The organism is Halorubrum tropicale, assembly GCF_001280455.1.
GTDB lineage: Archaea > Halobacteriota > Halobacteria > Halobacteriales > Haloferacaceae > Halorubrum > Halorubrum tropicale.
The window spans coordinates 628,092-641,133 of the sequence record NZ_LIST01000001.1 but is presented as its reverse complement, the minus strand read 5'-3'; the positions used below and the strand labels follow the sequence as shown (position 1 = coordinate 641,133).

The following is a 13,042-nucleotide window of genomic DNA, read 5'->3' as shown; positions in this document are numbered from 1 at the left end:
TTGCGCCGGTATGGTAACCTTCCTCGCCGGGGGAACGGGCACGCCGAAGCTCCTCGACGGCGCGGCCCGGGTGTGGGAGCCCGCCGAGACGGCGGTCGTCGCCAACACCGGCGACGACGTCGAGCTGGGCGGCCACCTCGTCTGCCCGGACGTCGACACCGTGCTGTTCGCGGGCGGCGGCGTCCTCGACCGCGAGACGTGGTGGGGGATCGGCGGCGACACGACCGCGACCCACGCGGAGCTCGGCCGGCTCGCCGAGGCGGCCGGACTCGAAGCGGGCCCACGGTACCTCGACGCCGACGCGCAGACCGCGGGCCGGGAGATCGCCCGGTGGCGGCGGTTCTCGGCGGTCGCCGAGTTCATGGAGATCGGCGACCGCGACCGCGCGGTCCACCTCACGCGGACGGGCCTGCTCGACGAGGGGCACACGCTCACGGCCGCGGTCCGGACGCTCGCGGACGCCTTCGGCCTCGACGTCGACCTCCTCCCGATGTCCGACGACCCGGTCGCGACGCTGGTCCACACCGAGGCCGGCGAGACGCTCCACTTCCAGGAGTACTGGGTCGCGCGGCGCGGCGAGCCAGCGGTCGCCGACGTGGAGTTCCGGGGGGCGGACGACGCCGAGCCGACCGACGCCGTGCTGGCGGCGCTCGACGACCCGGTCGTGATCGGCCCCTCGAACCCGGTGACGAGCATCGGGCCGATGCTGGCGCTGCCCGGGTTCGAGCGCGCGCTCCGGGAGACGCCCGTCGTCGCCGTCTCGCCGTTCGTCGGCGACGAGGTGTTCTCCGGGCCCGCGGCGGACCTGATGGCCGGCGTCGGCCGCGACCCCTCGACCGCGGGCGTGGCCGCTGCGTACCCGTTCGCGGACGCGTTCGTCCTCGACGACGCGGATCCGACCGAACTCGACCGGCATGTCGAGCGCACCGACACCGAAATCGACGACGCGGACGACGCCGAGCGCATCGCCCGCGCCTGCGAGCGCGCGCTGGCGGCGGTCGACGACGACGCGGCGGACGCGTCGCCGCCGCGGGAGGGCGCCGAGTGACCCGGAGCGGGAGCGAGCGGGAGGCGTCCCGCGAGGGCGACGACGGCGACGCGCCCGTCGGCGAGAGCGAGGCCCCGTTCCTCGTCGCCGCGAGCCTCAGCGGCGCCGCCGACGCCGCGTGGGCCCGGGCCGCGGCCGAGCACGTCGACGCCGCGCTCCTCGGCGGGGTCGCGCTCGACCCGGCCAGCCGGGCGGCCGCCCGCGACCTCGTCGCGCGCGGCCGCTCCGAGTTCCTCCCCGCCGACCCGGTCGCGTTCGTCGCCGACCAGCTCGACGCGGTCGCCGACGCGCCGGTCCGCCCCGGGATCAACGTCCGGAGCGCGACTCCGGGACCGGTCCGGGAGGTCGCGAGGATCTGCGCCGACCGCGGCGCCGTCTGCGAGGTGAACGCCCACTGCCGGCAGCCGGAGCTGCGCGCGGTCGGCTGCGGCGAGTCGCTGCTCCGCGAGCCGGACCGCCTCGCGCGGTACGTCGCCGCCGCGGCCGAGACGGGCGCGACGACGAGCGTGAAGGTCCGCGCCGAGGTGCCGGGCGTCGGCCTCGTCGCGGTCGCGGAGCGGGTCGCGGCCGCGGGCGCGGACTGGCTCCACGTCGACGCGATGGACTCGGAGGCGGTGATCGCGGACCTGGCGGCCGCGGTCGACGCGGCGGCGCGCGGCGACGGGAGCGCGCTCGCCGACCTGACGCTCGTCGCCAACAATGGCGTCCGCGGCCGGGAGACGGTGGCCGAGTACGCGGGACACGGCGCCGACGCGGTGAGCGTCGGGCGCCCGACGGAGGACCCGCCGGTCCTCGCGCGCGTGGCGGACGCCGTCGAGGCGTGGCGGAGCGGGGGGCTCCCGCGCGAGGCCCGCGGGCCTGAGCCCGGGCCGGAGGCGTCGCCGTGACCGACCCCGTCGACGACGCGACGCTCGCGCTCCTCGTCGAGGTGGCCGGCACGCCGAAGCCCGGGAACGTCGACCGGCGCCGCGACCTCGACGACCTGCGGTTCGAGGCGTTCCTCGGCGGCGCCGTCGGCGCGCGTCCGGGGCTCGAACGGGCCGCGAGGGGGACCGCCGGGGGCGCGGGCCCCGCGGTCGGCGACGCCTTCGAGCGCGCCGTCCGGGGGATGGCCGACCGCGCCGGGACGAACACCCAGTTCGGCTGTCTGCTGCTCCTGGTCCCGCTGGTTCGGGCGGCCGCCGACCCGGACCGGGACCTCTCGCCCGCCGGCCTCGACGCGCTCTGTCGGGCGACGACGGTCGAGGACGCGGTCGCCTTCTACCGCGCGTTCGAGGCCGTCGACGTCGCGGTCGACGACCCGCCGCCGGGCGCGGACGACCTCGACGTGCGCCGCGGGAGCGACGCGGAGCCCGCGATCCGCGACCGCGGCGCGACCCTGCGGGACGTGCTGGCGCTCTCGGCCGACCCGACGGGCGGCGCCGGCGACGGCGACGGGGCCGCCGACCGCGTCCCCGACCGCAACGCCGCCGAGTGGGCCGAGGGGTTCCCCCGGACGTTCCGCGCGGCCGGGTGGATCCTGAGCGACGAGGGGCCGCTCGCGGACCGGGCGGCGCGGGCGTTCCTGGGGCTGCTCGCCGCCGAGCCGGACACGCTCGTCGCGTCGACGCAGGGGGCGGCGACGGCGCGCGAGGCGAGCGGGCGGGCGGCGGCGCTACTCGGCGTCGACTCGGCGGGGCCGGGAGGCGTCGGCGGCGTCGACGCGGTCCCGACCGACGCCGTCCACGGCGCCGACCTCGACGCCGCGGAGTCGCTGGCGGACGAGTTCGTCGCGGCGGGGATTAACCCCGGCACGACCGCCGACCTCACGTGCGCGGCGCTGTTCGTCGCGCTCCGGCGCGGCGCGGAGGTGGCGCCGTGAGCGACGCCGGTCGGCGGGGTCGGGACGGCGTCGCCCCCGACGGCTGGCCGGTCGCGCTCCGCGGCGTCACCGAGTCCGTGGTGACGACGCTTGGCCCGAACGACCGGTGGAACGTGGCGGCCCTAGGGCTCCACGCGCCGGACGAACCAGAGGATTCGGTCACCGCGCGCACATACGGGCGCACCCGCACGTGGCGGAACTTCAGCGAGCGCGGCGGCGGCGTGGTCCAGTTCACGGTCGACCCGCGGACGTTCGTCGACGCGGCGCTCACGGTCCGCGAGGCCGACGACCCGGTCCTCCCGAGCGCCGACGGGTGGGTCGAGGTCGAGGCCGAAGCAGTCGCGGCCGAGAGCGAGGGCGACACGACGATACGGACCTGGGAGCTGTCGCCGGTCGAGTCGGCGGTCGTGAGCGAGCGCGTGCCGACGGTGAACCGCGGGTTCGGCGCGGTCGTCGACGCCACGGTGGCCGCCTCGCGGCTCGACGTGCCGGCGTTCGACACCGACGAACTGCTCGACAGGCTCCGGTACTTCGCCGACGTGGTCGAGCGCTGCGGCGGTCCCGCCGAGCGCGAAGCGTTCGCGCGGATCGACGAGGCGACCGGGTGGCGCGAGCGCGCGGGCAACGAGTGACCCGGAGGGGGCGCGACGAGACGAACCCCGCCGCGACTCCGGCTCGCGGCCGCTCGCGGCGGAACGAACCCTTTTAGTTCGCCCCTCCGGTACCGCTCGGTATGGCCATCAAACCCAAGTACATCAAACAGCTCGGGAACGCCCTCCTGGAGCGGTATCCCGACTCGTTCAACACGGACTTCGAGACGAACAAGGAGAGCGTCACGGCGCTGACGACCGTCGAGTCGAAGGGCGTCCGCAACCGGATCGCCGGCTACGTCACCCAGAAGAAGTCGCAGGCCGCGCAGAACGCGTAAGCGTTCGGTTCGAGTCGTCGCTGGTTCTCCCGACGGGCGCGACCGCCCCACAGCTTAAGCCCGGAGCCGCGGCCATCCCGCCTCGATGGACGCGCTCGTGCGGCCGGTGGTCGACCCGACGTTCGCGGCGGGTGCGCTCGCGTTCCTGCTCGGCGGCGTCGCGCTCGGGACCGCGAGCGGGCTGGTGCCGGGGCTCCACGCCAACAACTTCGCGCTGCTCCTCGCCGGCCTCGCCCCGTCGGTGCCGGCCGACCCCCTGTTCGTCGGCGTGGCGATGCTCGGCGCCGGCGTCGTCCACTCGTTCCTAGACATCGTCCCCGCGCTCGCGCTCGGCGTGCCCGACGCCGCGACCGCGGTGGCGGCGCTACCGGGTCACCGACTGGTGATCGCGGGACGCGGCCGGGAGGCGGTCCGGCTCTCCGCGCTCGGCTCCGGGCTGGCGGTCGCGCTCGCGGTGCCGCTGGCGGTCCCGGTCACGTGGCTGATGGTGCGGTGGTACCCGGCGCTGCGCGCGCACCTGCCGCTGCTGCTCGGGGGCGTCGTCGCGCTGCTCGTCCTCACCGAGTCGTCGCGGCGGGCGGCGGTCGGCGGGCTCGTCGCCTTCCTCGCGAGCGCCGCGCTCGGGTTCGCGACGCTCGACGCCGACCCCGCCGCGCCGCTGTCGACCGGCGGGGTCCTCGCGCCGCTTTTCGCCGGACTCTTCGGCGTCCCGGTCCTCGTGGAGGCGCTCGGCGGCGAGGGGGTCCCGCCGCAGGCGGACCCGCGGATCGCGATGCGAGCGCGCGACCTCGGCACGAGCGCGGGGGCGGGGTCGCTCGCCGGCGCGGTGGTGGGGTACGTCCCGGGCGTGTCGGCCGCCATCGCCGCCGTGGCCGCGATGCCCGCGGTGCCGCGCGCGTCGGCGGACCGCGGGTTCGTCGTGGCGACGAGCGGCGCGAACACGGCGAACACGATTTTCGCGCTGTTCGCGCTGGTAGCGCTCGGGACGCCGCGCACGGGCGTGACCGTCGCCATCGATCGGGCCGGCGTGCCGTTCGCGCTGCCGATGCTGCTCGTCGCCGCCGCGACCGCCGCGTGCTTCGGGTTCGCGCTCGTCGTACTCGTCGGCGACCCGTACCTCCGGATCGTCGGCAACGCCGACTACACCCGGCTCTCGATCGGCGTGTTGGGACTCCTCGCCGTCGTCTCGTACGCGTTCGCCGGGGCGTACGGCGTCGGCGTTCTCCTCGTCGCCGGCGCGCTCGGACTTGTCCCGCCGCGGGTCGGCGCCCGGCGTGTCCACCTGATGGGCGTCCTCATCGGCCCGCTGATCGTCGGGTGACGGCCGGGTTCGGTCCCCGCGACCCGCCGCCCCCGCGCTCCGTCGAGCGGGACGGTACCGGTCCGCACGGTCCGTTCCGGCGAAAAGAACAACGGTTAAAAGTCGCCGTCGGTAGGTACGTGTATGAGCCAGAGCGACTCTCAATCGACTCCGCAGTGCGTCTCCTGTGGAATTCAGGTGTCCGGCATGAACGCCGCGCAGTTCTCCTGTCCGGACTGCGGCGCCACCATCTACCGGTGCGCCAAGTGCCGGAAGCAGAGCAACCTCTACGAGTGCCACGACTGCGGGTTCCGGGGGCCGTAAGATGGGCGACGTCGCCGCCAAGATCAAGGTCATGCCGAACAGCCCCGAAGTCGACCTCGACGACCTCCAGGACCGGCTGGAGGAGGAGCTCCCCGAGGGCGCGAAGATCCGCGGCTTCGAGCGCGACGACGTCGCGTTCGGGCTGGTCGCGCTCCTCCCGACCGTCATCGTCCCCGACGGCGCGGGCGGCACCGAGGCCGTCGAAGAGGCGTTCTCGCAGGTCGAGGACGTCGAGTCCGTCACGGTCGAGAACGTCGGTCGCCTGTAAGGCGCCGACCCGTCCGCCGCGATCGCCGACACCGGCGCTCGCGGTTCGATTCTGCGGCTCCGCTCGTCTCGGAGAGCGGTCGCTCCGCGGTTCGCGACCGGCGTGTCGGCACCCGCCGCCGCGGTCGGCCTATCGGCCCGACTCGTAGAACTCCTCGCGATACACCCGCCCGAAGGCGTTGCGTCGGAGGGTGCTAGCGGCCGCGTCCGGCTCCTCCTGGTACGTCGCCGCGATCACCGCGTCCGCGAAGGGGATCGGGTGCCAGACGACGTTGTCGACGTTGTCGGAGCCGATCTGCGTCACGGCCGCGTCGTCGAACTCGCTGTCCGCGAGCCACGCGTCGAACTCGTCGCGGTCGCCGACGTGGACCGCGAGCAGCTCGGCGAACGTCGCGTCGCGGGCGGTCCGGATCACCTCGGGCGTGACGCGCTCGTCGTACTCGTCGGCGTCGAACGACATCGCCTTGGTCGCCTCGCGGACGACGACCTGCGCGACGGGGCCGGCCTCCTCGTACCGTTCGAGCGCCTCGGCGCGCGTCTCGGGGGCGAACGTGCCTCTGGTCTCCATACGCGCGGTTAGCCGGGGGCGGGGAAGGGCGTTCCGCTACGCGTCGCTTTCGTCGTCGGTCGAGGGGTGGTCGTCCTCGTCGGCGTCGGCCGCGGCCTTCCGGGTCATCTCGCGCGCCTCGCGCAGCGCCTCGGCGACCTCGGGGTCGTCGACCTGCTCGGGGGCGGGCGCGCCGGCGTCCGCGGGAGCGCCGTGTTCGTGGCCGGCGTGATCGTGGCCGGACGCGCTCCCGCCCGATCCCATCCCGACGTCCGGGCGTCCGCGGGGGACCGTGTCCTCGAACACCTCGTCGTACTCGGCGTCCTCGGCGTGCGGGGTCACCTCGGCGGCGAGTTCGGCCGGTTTCCGGTCGCTCCAGTCGTCGACGCGCTCGTCGAGCCACGACTCGTGGTCGCCGCCGTGGAGCATCGCCGTGAACGCGAGGTGGTGCGCGAGGTGTTCGCCGTCGCGCTGCGGCGTGTCGCAGACGGGGCACGCGTATCCCATTACACGTCCGCGTTACCGCGTGAGGCGTAAATCGGCGTCGAAGGACGCCGACGGCGCCCGTTCGCGACCCGGGTGTCGGGTCGCGTGGTGAGCGACGAGGCCGCGACCGCCGCGGCCCCGAACCGGACGGAGTCGGACGGTCGCCGTCGGCTCGCCCGCGGGCGTCTCTCGCACCTATAACAGCAACTTTATCACTCGCACGGGGCGAAATCCGCATAAGACTACTCCGTTAGGAGGTCCAACAGTGACTGAAGCCAACACACAACCGGAGGTGAACATCGGTCTCGTCGGTCACGTCGACCACGGGAAGACGACGCTGGTACAGGCGTTGTCCGGCTCGTGGACCGACCAGCACAGCGAGGAGATGAAACGCGGTATCTCGATCCGGCTGGGGTACGCGGACGCGACGTTCCGACGCTGCCCCGGTGTCGACGAGCCCGAGTGTTACACCGTCGACGAGGAGTGCGAGGACGGCTCCGAGAGCGAGCCGATCCGGACGGTGTCGTTCGTCGACGCCCCGGGCCACGAGACGCTGATGGCGACGATGCTCTCCGGCGCCTCGATCATGGACGGGGCGGTCCTCGTCGTGAGCGCGACGGAGGACGTCCCGCAGGCCCAGACGGAAGAGCACCTGATGGCGCTCGATCTCATCGGGATCGAGAACATCGTCATCGCGCAGAACAAGGTCGACCTGGTCGGCCGCGACCGCGCCGTCGACAACTACGAGCAGATCCGGGAGTTCGTCGAGGGAACCGTCGCGGAGGACGCGCCGATCGTCCCCGTCTCGGCCCAGCAGGAGGTCAACCTCGACCTCCTGATCGACGCCATCGAGTCCGAGATCCCGACGCCGGAGCGTGACCCCGCCGAGCACGCCCGGATGTACGCGGCCCGCTCGTTCGACATCAACCGACCGGGGGCGAGCGCCGGGGACCTCAAGGGCGGCGTCGTCGGCGGCTCGCTCGTCAGCGGCGAGCTGTCCGTCGGCGACGGCCTGGAGATCCGCCCGGGACGCGAGGTCGACGAGGAGGGCCAGACCGAGTGGCGACCGCTGGAGACGACCGTCCGGTCGCTTCAGGCCGGCAACCGCGACGTCGAGACCGCCGGGCCGGGCGGTCTCCTCGGCGTCGGCACCGGGCTCGACCCGAGCCTCACGAAGGGCGACGCCCTCGCCGGGCAGGTCGCCGGCGAGCCGGGGACGCTCCCGCCGACCCGCGAGGAGTTCGAGATGACGGTCGACCTCCTCGACCGCGTCGTCGGCAAGGAGGACGACGAGAGCGGTGAGAGCGACATCGAGGAGATCAGCACCGGCGAGCCGCTGATGCTCACAGTCGGCACGGCGACGACGGTCGGCGCCGTGACGAGCGCGCGCGACGGCGAGTGCGAGGTGAGCCTCAAGCGGCCCGTCTGCGCCGAGGAGGGCGCCCAGATCGCGATCAACCGGCGCGTCGGCGCGCGCTGGCGGCTCATCGGCGTCGGGACGCTGGCGTAGCGTGGCCGACGACGCCCGCGCGGACGGTCCGGAGACCCCGGCCGCGGGCGACGCCCGAACCGAGGCCCTCGGCGGCGCGCCCGTCGTCGCGCTCGACACGAGCGCGCTGATGGCGCCGGTCGAGGCCGACCTCCGGCTGTTCGAGGAGCTGGACCGGATCCTCGGCGGCTACGAGGCCGTGGTGCCGACGGCGGTGCTCGCGGAGCTCGACGGCCTCCAGGGCGGCAACGGCGCGGAGGCGACCGCCGCGAGCGTCGGGGCGGACCTCGCGGAGCGGGCGGAGGCGGTGGAGACTGACGAATCGTACGCCGACGACGCGCTCGTCGCCCTGGCCGCGGCCGGCCGGGTCGACGCCGTCGTCACGGTCGACGGGCCCCTCGCGAACCGGGTGCTGGCCGCGGACGCACCAGTAATCGGTTTAAGGGGTCGGAACACACTGGCGATAACGGAACCCTAGCGGCCGCGGACAACCAACAACATGTACAAACGAGTTCGACTCAAGGACACGGTCGAGGTCCCGCCGAAGCACCTGGCGGACGTCACCGACGAGCGGGTGAAGGCCCTGCTCCAGGACAAGCTGGAAGGACGGATGGACGAGGACGTCGGCAGCGTCGTGAGCGTCATCGAGGTTCACGACATCGGCGAGGGCGCGGTGTTACACAACCGCCCCGGCGTCTACTACGAGGCGGAGTTCGACGCGCTCACCTACGACCCCGACATGCAGGAGGTCGCCGACGGCACCGTCGTGGAGACGGTCGAGTTCGGCGCCTTCGTCGGGATCGGCCCGGTGGACGGGCTGCTCCACGTCTCGCAGATCACCGACGAGTACCTCACGTTCGACGGCGCGAACCAGCAGCTCGCCTCGTCGGACTCCGACAAGACGCTCGGCGTCGACGACGCCGTCCGCGTCCGCGTCGTGACGAAGAGCATCGACGAGCGCAACCCCCGCGACTCGAAGATCGGGCTCACCGCGAAACAGCCCGGCCTCGGCAAACACGAGTGGCTGGAGGGCCAGCGGAAACACCGCGAACAGACCGGTGAGGAGGCCGACTGATGGCCGAGGACCGCCTGGCGTGTCGAGAGTGCCACCACGTCAACGACCCGGACGCCCAGACCTGCGCGCTCTGCGGGTCCTCGTCGCTGACGGAGGACTGGGCGGGGTACGTCATCGTCACCGACCCCGCGGACAGCCAGATCGCGGAGGAGATGAACGTCTCCGACGCGGGCGCGTACGCGCTGAAGGTCCGGTAACCACCCGCTCCGAGGCCGAAGGCCGATGAGCGACGCATCCGACCCGCTTCTCACGCTGCCCGAATCGCTGCGCGACGCGTTCAAGGAGCCGCTGGGGCCGGTGACGACGGACGCGGACGCCCTGATCGAGGCCGCCGACGAGACCCGCGAGCGACACGCGTCGCCAGCCGAGGGTCCCCCGCGGCTGATCGCGGTCGGCGACGTGGTCACCTATCACCTCCGCGAGGCGGGCCGCGTCCCGGACGCCGCGCTTGTCGACGGGAAGACGGAGCGGGAGGCCGTCCGCGAGGAGATAGCGGCCGCGCTCGGGGCCACGGACGAGCGGCGCGTGCCCGTCGAGAACCCGGCCGCGACGCTGTCGGCGGCGCTGCTCGACGCGCTCGCCGAGGCGCTCGCGGCGGACGAGCCGGTGACGATCGAGGTGACCGGCGAGGAGGACCTGGCGGCGCTGCCGGCGATGCTCGCGGCGCCGCTCGGGTCGACCGTCGTCTATGGCCAGCCCGGCGAGGGGATGGTCCGCGTCGCGGTCACGCCCGAGGCGCGGCGGCGGGCCCGGGGGCTGTTCGAGGGCCTGAGCGGCGACGTCGCGACCGCGTACGAGATTCTCGGCGTCGACCCGGACGAGGCCCGCGAGTTCGACGCGGAGTGAGTCTGCGCCGTTCGATCTCGGCGTCACTCGGAGTCGACGGCGACGGTGGCCGCGAGGACGGCGAGACCGACCGCCAGCGCGACGGCGGTCACCAGTCGCGGCGTGACCGGGACCGTCGAGAGCCGGAGGTACGGCTCGACGCCGTTGCGTTGGAGCCCGGCGAGCGCCTCGACGCCCCAGTGACCGCTCGCCAGCAGCGAGAGGCCCACGCCGACACCGAGCCCGCCGGTGACGAACCCGACCCCGGTGAGTGCGTCCTCGAACGCGAGGAACGACCAGACCGCGTCGTCCGTGGGTTCGGGACCGCGAGCGAGGCGCCGCTGGAGCGCGACCAGGCCGAGGCCGGCCCCGCCGGCGGCGATGGTACCGGCCAGCGCGACGGCCGCGACGCCGAGGGAGGTCGCGGCCGGCGGACCCGCGAAGTTCGCCTCCCGAACGGCCGCGGGGAGGGTCGCGACGAGGGGGGCGGCGAGCGAGCCGAGGAGCGCCAGCGCGCCGCAGATCCGGGCCTTTCGAAGGGGCGGCATCGGGACGATGATGTTGGCCGATCTGGTGAGTTCGTACTCGGAGCGCTCGGTCGGGTCGAATCCGTCGTCGTTGGGCATTCGAGTGGTAACGATATCCACGGCCCGCAGGACTGAAACCTTGACGCCGAACGGGGCGCTCGGTCGACGGTCGGCGGGGAGTTCGGCGGCGACACCCCCGCTTCGAAATCCTTTTACAGCTTTCGAGGGGATATACGCCCAACTGAACCATGGACGTCGATATCATCTCCGAGGAGGAGAACCCGATGCTGCACCGCACGGACATCCGTTTCGAGACGACCCACGAGGAGGCCACCCCCTCGCGGCTGTCGGTCCGCGACTCGCTGGCCGCCAAGCTCGACAAGGACTCCGAGGAGGTCGTCGTCCACGAACTCGACACCAAGTTCGGCATGCGCAAGACGATCGGCTACGCGAAGGTGTACGACTCCGCGGCCGACGCCCTGGAGGTCGAACAGGACCACATGCTCGAGCGCAACAAGATCGGCGGCGACGAGGCGGACGCCGAGGAAGCGTAACCCCGCCGGATGCGCGTTCTCGGCATCGAGGGTACCGCGTGGTGCGCGAGCGCCGCGCTGTACGACGCCGAGACCGACTCAGTTCTCATCGAGTCCGACCCCTACGAGCCCGACAGCGGCGGCATTCACCCGCGCGAGGCCGCCGAACACATGGCGGAGGCGATCCCCGAGGTCGTCGACCGGGTGTTGACCGCGGCCGAGGCGGAGTACGGTCCTGACGCGGTCGACGCCGTCGCCTTCTCTCGCGGGCCCGGGCTCGGCCCCTGCCTCCGGATCGTCGGGACCGCCGCGCGGTCGCTCGCCGGGACGCTCGGCGTGCCCCTCGTCGGCGCCAACCACATGGTGGCGCACCTGGAGATCGGTCGGCACCGCTCCGGGTTCGACAACCCCGTCTGTCTGAACGCCTCGGGCGCGAACGCGCACCTGCTCGGCTACCACGACGGGCGGTACCGGGTGCTCGGCGAGACGATGGACGCCGGCGTCGGCAACGCGATCGACAAGTTCACGCGCCACGTCGGCTGGAGCCATCCCGGCGGTCCGAAGGTGGAGGCGGCGGCCGCCGAGTTCGCGGCGGGCGCGGCGGGTGCGGGCGACGGAGAAGGGTCCGCGGGCGGCGAAGCGGCCGCCTCGGCCGCCGACCTCCTCGACCTGCCGTACGTCGTCAAGGGGATGGACTTCTCGTTTTCCGGGATCAGCTCGGCCGCCAACGACGCCGCCGACGGCGGGGTCCCGGTCGAGGAGATCTGCTTTTCGCTCCAGGAGCACGTGTTCGCGATGCTCACCGAGGTCTCCGAGCGCGCGCTGTCGCTGACCGGCGCCGACGAGCTCGTGCTGGGCGGCGGGGTCGCCCAGAACGACCGCCTCCGCGAGATGCTGGCCGCGATGTGCGAGGCGCGCGGCGCCGACTTCCACGCGCCCGAGCCCCGCTTCCTCCGCGACAACGCGGGGATGATCGCCGTGTTGGGCGCGAAGATGGCGGCCGCGGGTGACGCGATTCCCGTCCCGGAGTCCGCGGTCGACCCGAACTTCCGACCGGACCAGGTGCCGGTGACGTGGCGGGAGGGGGAGTCGGTCGCGCGGGGAGCCGCGGGCGGCGCGTCGGCCGAGACGGCGCGCGACCCGGACGCGGACCGCCGCGGCGCGGAGGCGACCGTCGCGGTCACCGGCGCGGGCGACGATCGTCGGGTCGTCAAGCGGCGGGTCGAGAAGTCGTACCGGCACCCCGACCTCGACCGGACGCTCAGGCGCGACCGGACCGTCGCGGAGGCGCGGCTGACGAGCGAGGCCCGCCGCGCGGGCGTCCCGACGCCGCTCGTGTACGACGTCGACCTCGCGGACGCGACGCTGACGCTCCAGTACGTCGGCGAGCGCGACCTCGCGACCGCCCTCGACGAGCGCTCGACAGAGGCGGTCGGGCGCCACCTCGCCCGGCTTCACGGTGCGGGGATCGTTCACGGCGACCCGACGACGCGGAACGTGCGCGTGTCGCCCGACGAGGCGGAGAGCGCGGCCGCGGACGACGAGCCCGCCCCGGCGCCGGCGACGTACCTCATCGACTTCGGGCTCGGCTTCCACACCGGCCACGTCGAGGACCACGCGATGGACCTCCACGTGTTCGAGGGGTCGATCCGGGCGACCGCGACCGATCCCGATCCGCTGATAGCGGCGTTCGAGGCGGGGTACGAGGCGGTCGGCGAGGGCGAGGTCCTCGACCGGCTCCGGGACGTGGCGGACCGCGGCCGTTACCGCTGAGCGTCGGGGCGCCGCCGCGGCGCCGCCGGCCGGCCCGCCGACCGATGGCGCCACGATTT

At 73.8% G+C, this 13,042-nt stretch carries 18 protein-coding genes; 15 read left to right on the top strand and 3 right to left on the bottom strand.

Going from position 1 to position 13,042, the window contains the following annotated elements:
* Positions 1-10: 10 nt before the first annotated feature.
* The 8 genes from cofD (at position 11) to AMR74_RS03015 (ending at position 5,729) form a co-directional block, all read left to right on the top strand.
* Complete coding sequence (gene cofD / locus AMR74_RS03050) at positions 11-1,048, top strand: 2-phospho-L-lactate transferase (protein ID WP_053770580.1); 1,038 nt, start codon at positions 11-13, stop codon at positions 1,046-1,048.
* The gene (locus AMR74_RS03045; RefSeq protein WP_053770579.1) at positions 1,045-1,935 is read left to right on the top strand and encodes a tRNA-dihydrouridine synthase; all 891 of its coding nucleotides are present in this window, start codon (positions 1,045-1,047) and stop codon (positions 1,933-1,935) included. The genes cofD and AMR74_RS03045 overlap by 4 nt, the downstream gene beginning before the upstream one ends.
* The gene (locus AMR74_RS03040) at positions 1,932-2,909 is read left to right on the top strand and encodes a triphosphoribosyl-dephospho-CoA synthase (RefSeq protein WP_053770578.1); all 978 of its coding nucleotides are present in this window, start codon (positions 1,932-1,934) and stop codon (positions 2,907-2,909) included. The genes AMR74_RS03045 and AMR74_RS03040 overlap by 4 nt, the downstream gene beginning before the upstream one ends.
* Complete coding sequence (locus tag AMR74_RS03035) at positions 2,906-3,541, top strand: DUF447 domain-containing protein (protein ID WP_053770577.1); 636 nt, start codon at positions 2,906-2,908, stop codon at positions 3,539-3,541. Before AMR74_RS03040 ends, AMR74_RS03035 begins: the two co-directional genes overlap by 4 nt.
* A 101-nt stretch (positions 3,542-3,642) precedes the next feature.
* Positions 3,643-3,837, top strand: a complete 195-nt coding sequence (locus tag AMR74_RS03030; protein WP_053770576.1) for a 30S ribosomal protein S17e — start codon at positions 3,643-3,645, stop codon at positions 3,835-3,837.
* An 85-nt stretch (positions 3,838-3,922) separates the two neighbouring features.
* Positions 3,923-5,158 (top strand): tripartite tricarboxylate transporter permease, encoded by a 1,236-nt coding sequence (locus AMR74_RS03025; protein WP_053770575.1) that lies wholly within the window; start codon positions 3,923-3,925, stop codon positions 5,156-5,158.
* Positions 5,159-5,281: 123 nt separating this feature from the next.
* Positions 5,282-5,461: an HVO_2753 family zinc finger protein gene (locus AMR74_RS03020; RefSeq protein WP_053770574.1), complete on the top strand. Its 180-nt coding sequence runs from the start codon at positions 5,282-5,284 to the stop codon at positions 5,459-5,461.
* A 1-nt stretch (position 5,462) separates the two neighbouring features.
* Positions 5,463-5,729, top strand: a complete 267-nt coding sequence (locus tag AMR74_RS03015) for an elongation factor 1-beta (RefSeq protein ID WP_053770573.1) — start codon at positions 5,463-5,465, stop codon at positions 5,727-5,729.
* A gap of 129 nt (positions 5,730-5,858) precedes the next feature.
* Here AMR74_RS03015 and AMR74_RS03010 read toward each other — a convergent pair whose 3' ends face one another.
* Positions 5,859-6,296 carry a DUF5809 family protein gene (locus tag AMR74_RS03010; RefSeq protein ID WP_053770572.1) on the bottom strand — a complete coding sequence of 146 codons (438 nt, stop codon included), beginning with the start codon at positions 6,294-6,296 and terminating at the stop codon, positions 5,859-5,861.
* A 36-nt stretch (positions 6,297-6,332) separates the two neighbouring features.
* Complete coding sequence (locus AMR74_RS03005; protein WP_053770571.1) at positions 6,333-6,782, bottom strand: DUF5810 domain-containing protein; 450 nt, start codon at positions 6,780-6,782, stop codon at positions 6,333-6,335.
* Between the two features lie 244 nt (positions 6,783-7,026).
* Here AMR74_RS03005 and AMR74_RS03000 point away from each other — a divergent pair, with 244 nt between their 5' ends.
* Genes AMR74_RS03000 through AMR74_RS02980 form a run of 5 tightly spaced genes read left to right on the top strand, consistent with a single transcriptional unit; the run spans position 7,027 to position 10,171 of the window.
* On the top strand, positions 7,027-8,271 hold the full coding sequence (locus AMR74_RS03000; RefSeq protein WP_053770570.1) for a translation initiation factor IF-2 subunit gamma: 1,245 nt from the start codon (positions 7,027-7,029) through the stop codon (positions 8,269-8,271).
* Between the two features lies 1 nt (position 8,272).
* Positions 8,273-8,728: a PIN domain-containing protein gene (locus tag AMR74_RS02995; protein ID WP_053770569.1), complete on the top strand. Its 456-nt coding sequence runs from the start codon at positions 8,273-8,275 to the stop codon at positions 8,726-8,728.
* A 21-nt stretch (positions 8,729-8,749) separates the two neighbouring features.
* A complete protein-coding gene (locus tag AMR74_RS02990; RefSeq protein WP_004597309.1) occupies positions 8,750-9,325 on the top strand; it encodes a DNA-directed RNA polymerase in 576 nt (191 codons plus the stop codon).
* Entirely contained in the window at positions 9,325-9,522 is a 198-nt protein-coding gene (gene spt4 / locus AMR74_RS02985; protein ID WP_053770568.1) for a transcription elongation factor subunit Spt4, read from the top strand. The genes AMR74_RS02990 and spt4 overlap by 1 nt, the downstream gene beginning before the upstream one ends.
* 25 nt (positions 9,523-9,547) lie before the next feature.
* Complete coding sequence (locus AMR74_RS02980) at positions 9,548-10,171, top strand: GTP-dependent dephospho-CoA kinase family protein (protein WP_053770567.1); 624 nt, start codon at positions 9,548-9,550, stop codon at positions 10,169-10,171.
* A gap of 23 nt (positions 10,172-10,194) precedes the next feature.
* Here the strand turns inward: AMR74_RS02980 and AMR74_RS02975 are convergent, their stop codons facing one another.
* Positions 10,195-10,776, bottom strand: coding sequence for a hypothetical protein (locus AMR74_RS02975; RefSeq protein WP_053770566.1), 582 nt, complete (start codon positions 10,774-10,776; stop codon positions 10,195-10,197).
* A 149-nt stretch (positions 10,777-10,925) separates the two neighbouring features.
* Between AMR74_RS02975 and AMR74_RS02970 the strand changes: the two genes are divergently transcribed.
* Both AMR74_RS02970 and AMR74_RS02965 read left to right on the top strand, forming a co-directional pair.
* The gene (locus tag AMR74_RS02970; RefSeq protein WP_004597313.1) at positions 10,926-11,231 is read left to right on the top strand and encodes a 30S ribosomal protein S24e; all 306 of its coding nucleotides are present in this window, start codon (positions 10,926-10,928) and stop codon (positions 11,229-11,231) included.
* A 9-nt stretch (positions 11,232-11,240) separates the two neighbouring features.
* Positions 11,241-12,983, top strand: coding sequence for a bifunctional N(6)-L-threonylcarbamoyladenine synthase/serine/threonine protein kinase (locus AMR74_RS02965; protein ID WP_053770565.1), 1,743 nt, complete (start codon positions 11,241-11,243; stop codon positions 12,981-12,983).
* The last annotated feature ends 59 nt before the right edge of the window (positions 12,984-13,042 follow it).

Bases quoted from the DNA above. Each gene is read 5' to 3' on its own strand.
- cofD (WP_053770580.1), top strand. From the start codon at position 11: ATGGTAACCTTCCTCGCCGGGGGAACGGGCACGCCGAAGCTCCTCGAC.
- AMR74_RS03030 (WP_053770576.1), top strand. From the start codon at position 3,643: ATGGCCATCAAACCCAAGTACATCAAACAGCTCGGGAACGCCCTCCTG.
- AMR74_RS03025 (WP_053770575.1), top strand. From the start codon at position 3,923: ATGGACGCGCTCGTGCGGCCGGTGGTCGACCCGACGTTCGCGGCGGGT.
- AMR74_RS03020 (WP_053770574.1), top strand. From the start codon at position 5,282: ATGAGCCAGAGCGACTCTCAATCGACTCCGCAGTGCGTCTCCTGTGGA.
- AMR74_RS03015 (WP_053770573.1), top strand. From the start codon at position 5,463: ATGGGCGACGTCGCCGCCAAGATCAAGGTCATGCCGAACAGCCCCGAA.
- AMR74_RS03010 (WP_053770572.1), bottom strand. From the start codon at position 6,296: ATGGAGACCAGAGGCACGTTCGCCCCCGAGACGCGCGCCGAGGCGCTC.
- AMR74_RS03005 (WP_053770571.1), bottom strand. From the start codon at position 6,782: ATGGGATACGCGTGCCCCGTCTGCGACACGCCGCAGCGCGACGGCGAA.
- AMR74_RS02990 (WP_004597309.1), top strand. From the start codon at position 8,750: ATGTACAAACGAGTTCGACTCAAGGACACGGTCGAGGTCCCGCCGAAG.
- spt4 (WP_053770568.1), top strand. From the start codon at position 9,325: ATGGCCGAGGACCGCCTGGCGTGTCGAGAGTGCCACCACGTCAACGAC.
- AMR74_RS02980 (WP_053770567.1), top strand. From the start codon at position 9,548: ATGAGCGACGCATCCGACCCGCTTCTCACGCTGCCCGAATCGCTGCGC.
- AMR74_RS02975 (WP_053770566.1), bottom strand. From the start codon at position 10,776: ATGCCCAACGACGACGGATTCGACCCGACCGAGCGCTCCGAGTACGAA.
- AMR74_RS02970 (WP_004597313.1), top strand. From the start codon at position 10,926: ATGGACGTCGATATCATCTCCGAGGAGGAGAACCCGATGCTGCACCGC.
- AMR74_RS02965 (WP_053770565.1), top strand. From the start codon at position 11,241: ATGCGCGTTCTCGGCATCGAGGGTACCGCGTGGTGCGCGAGCGCCGCG.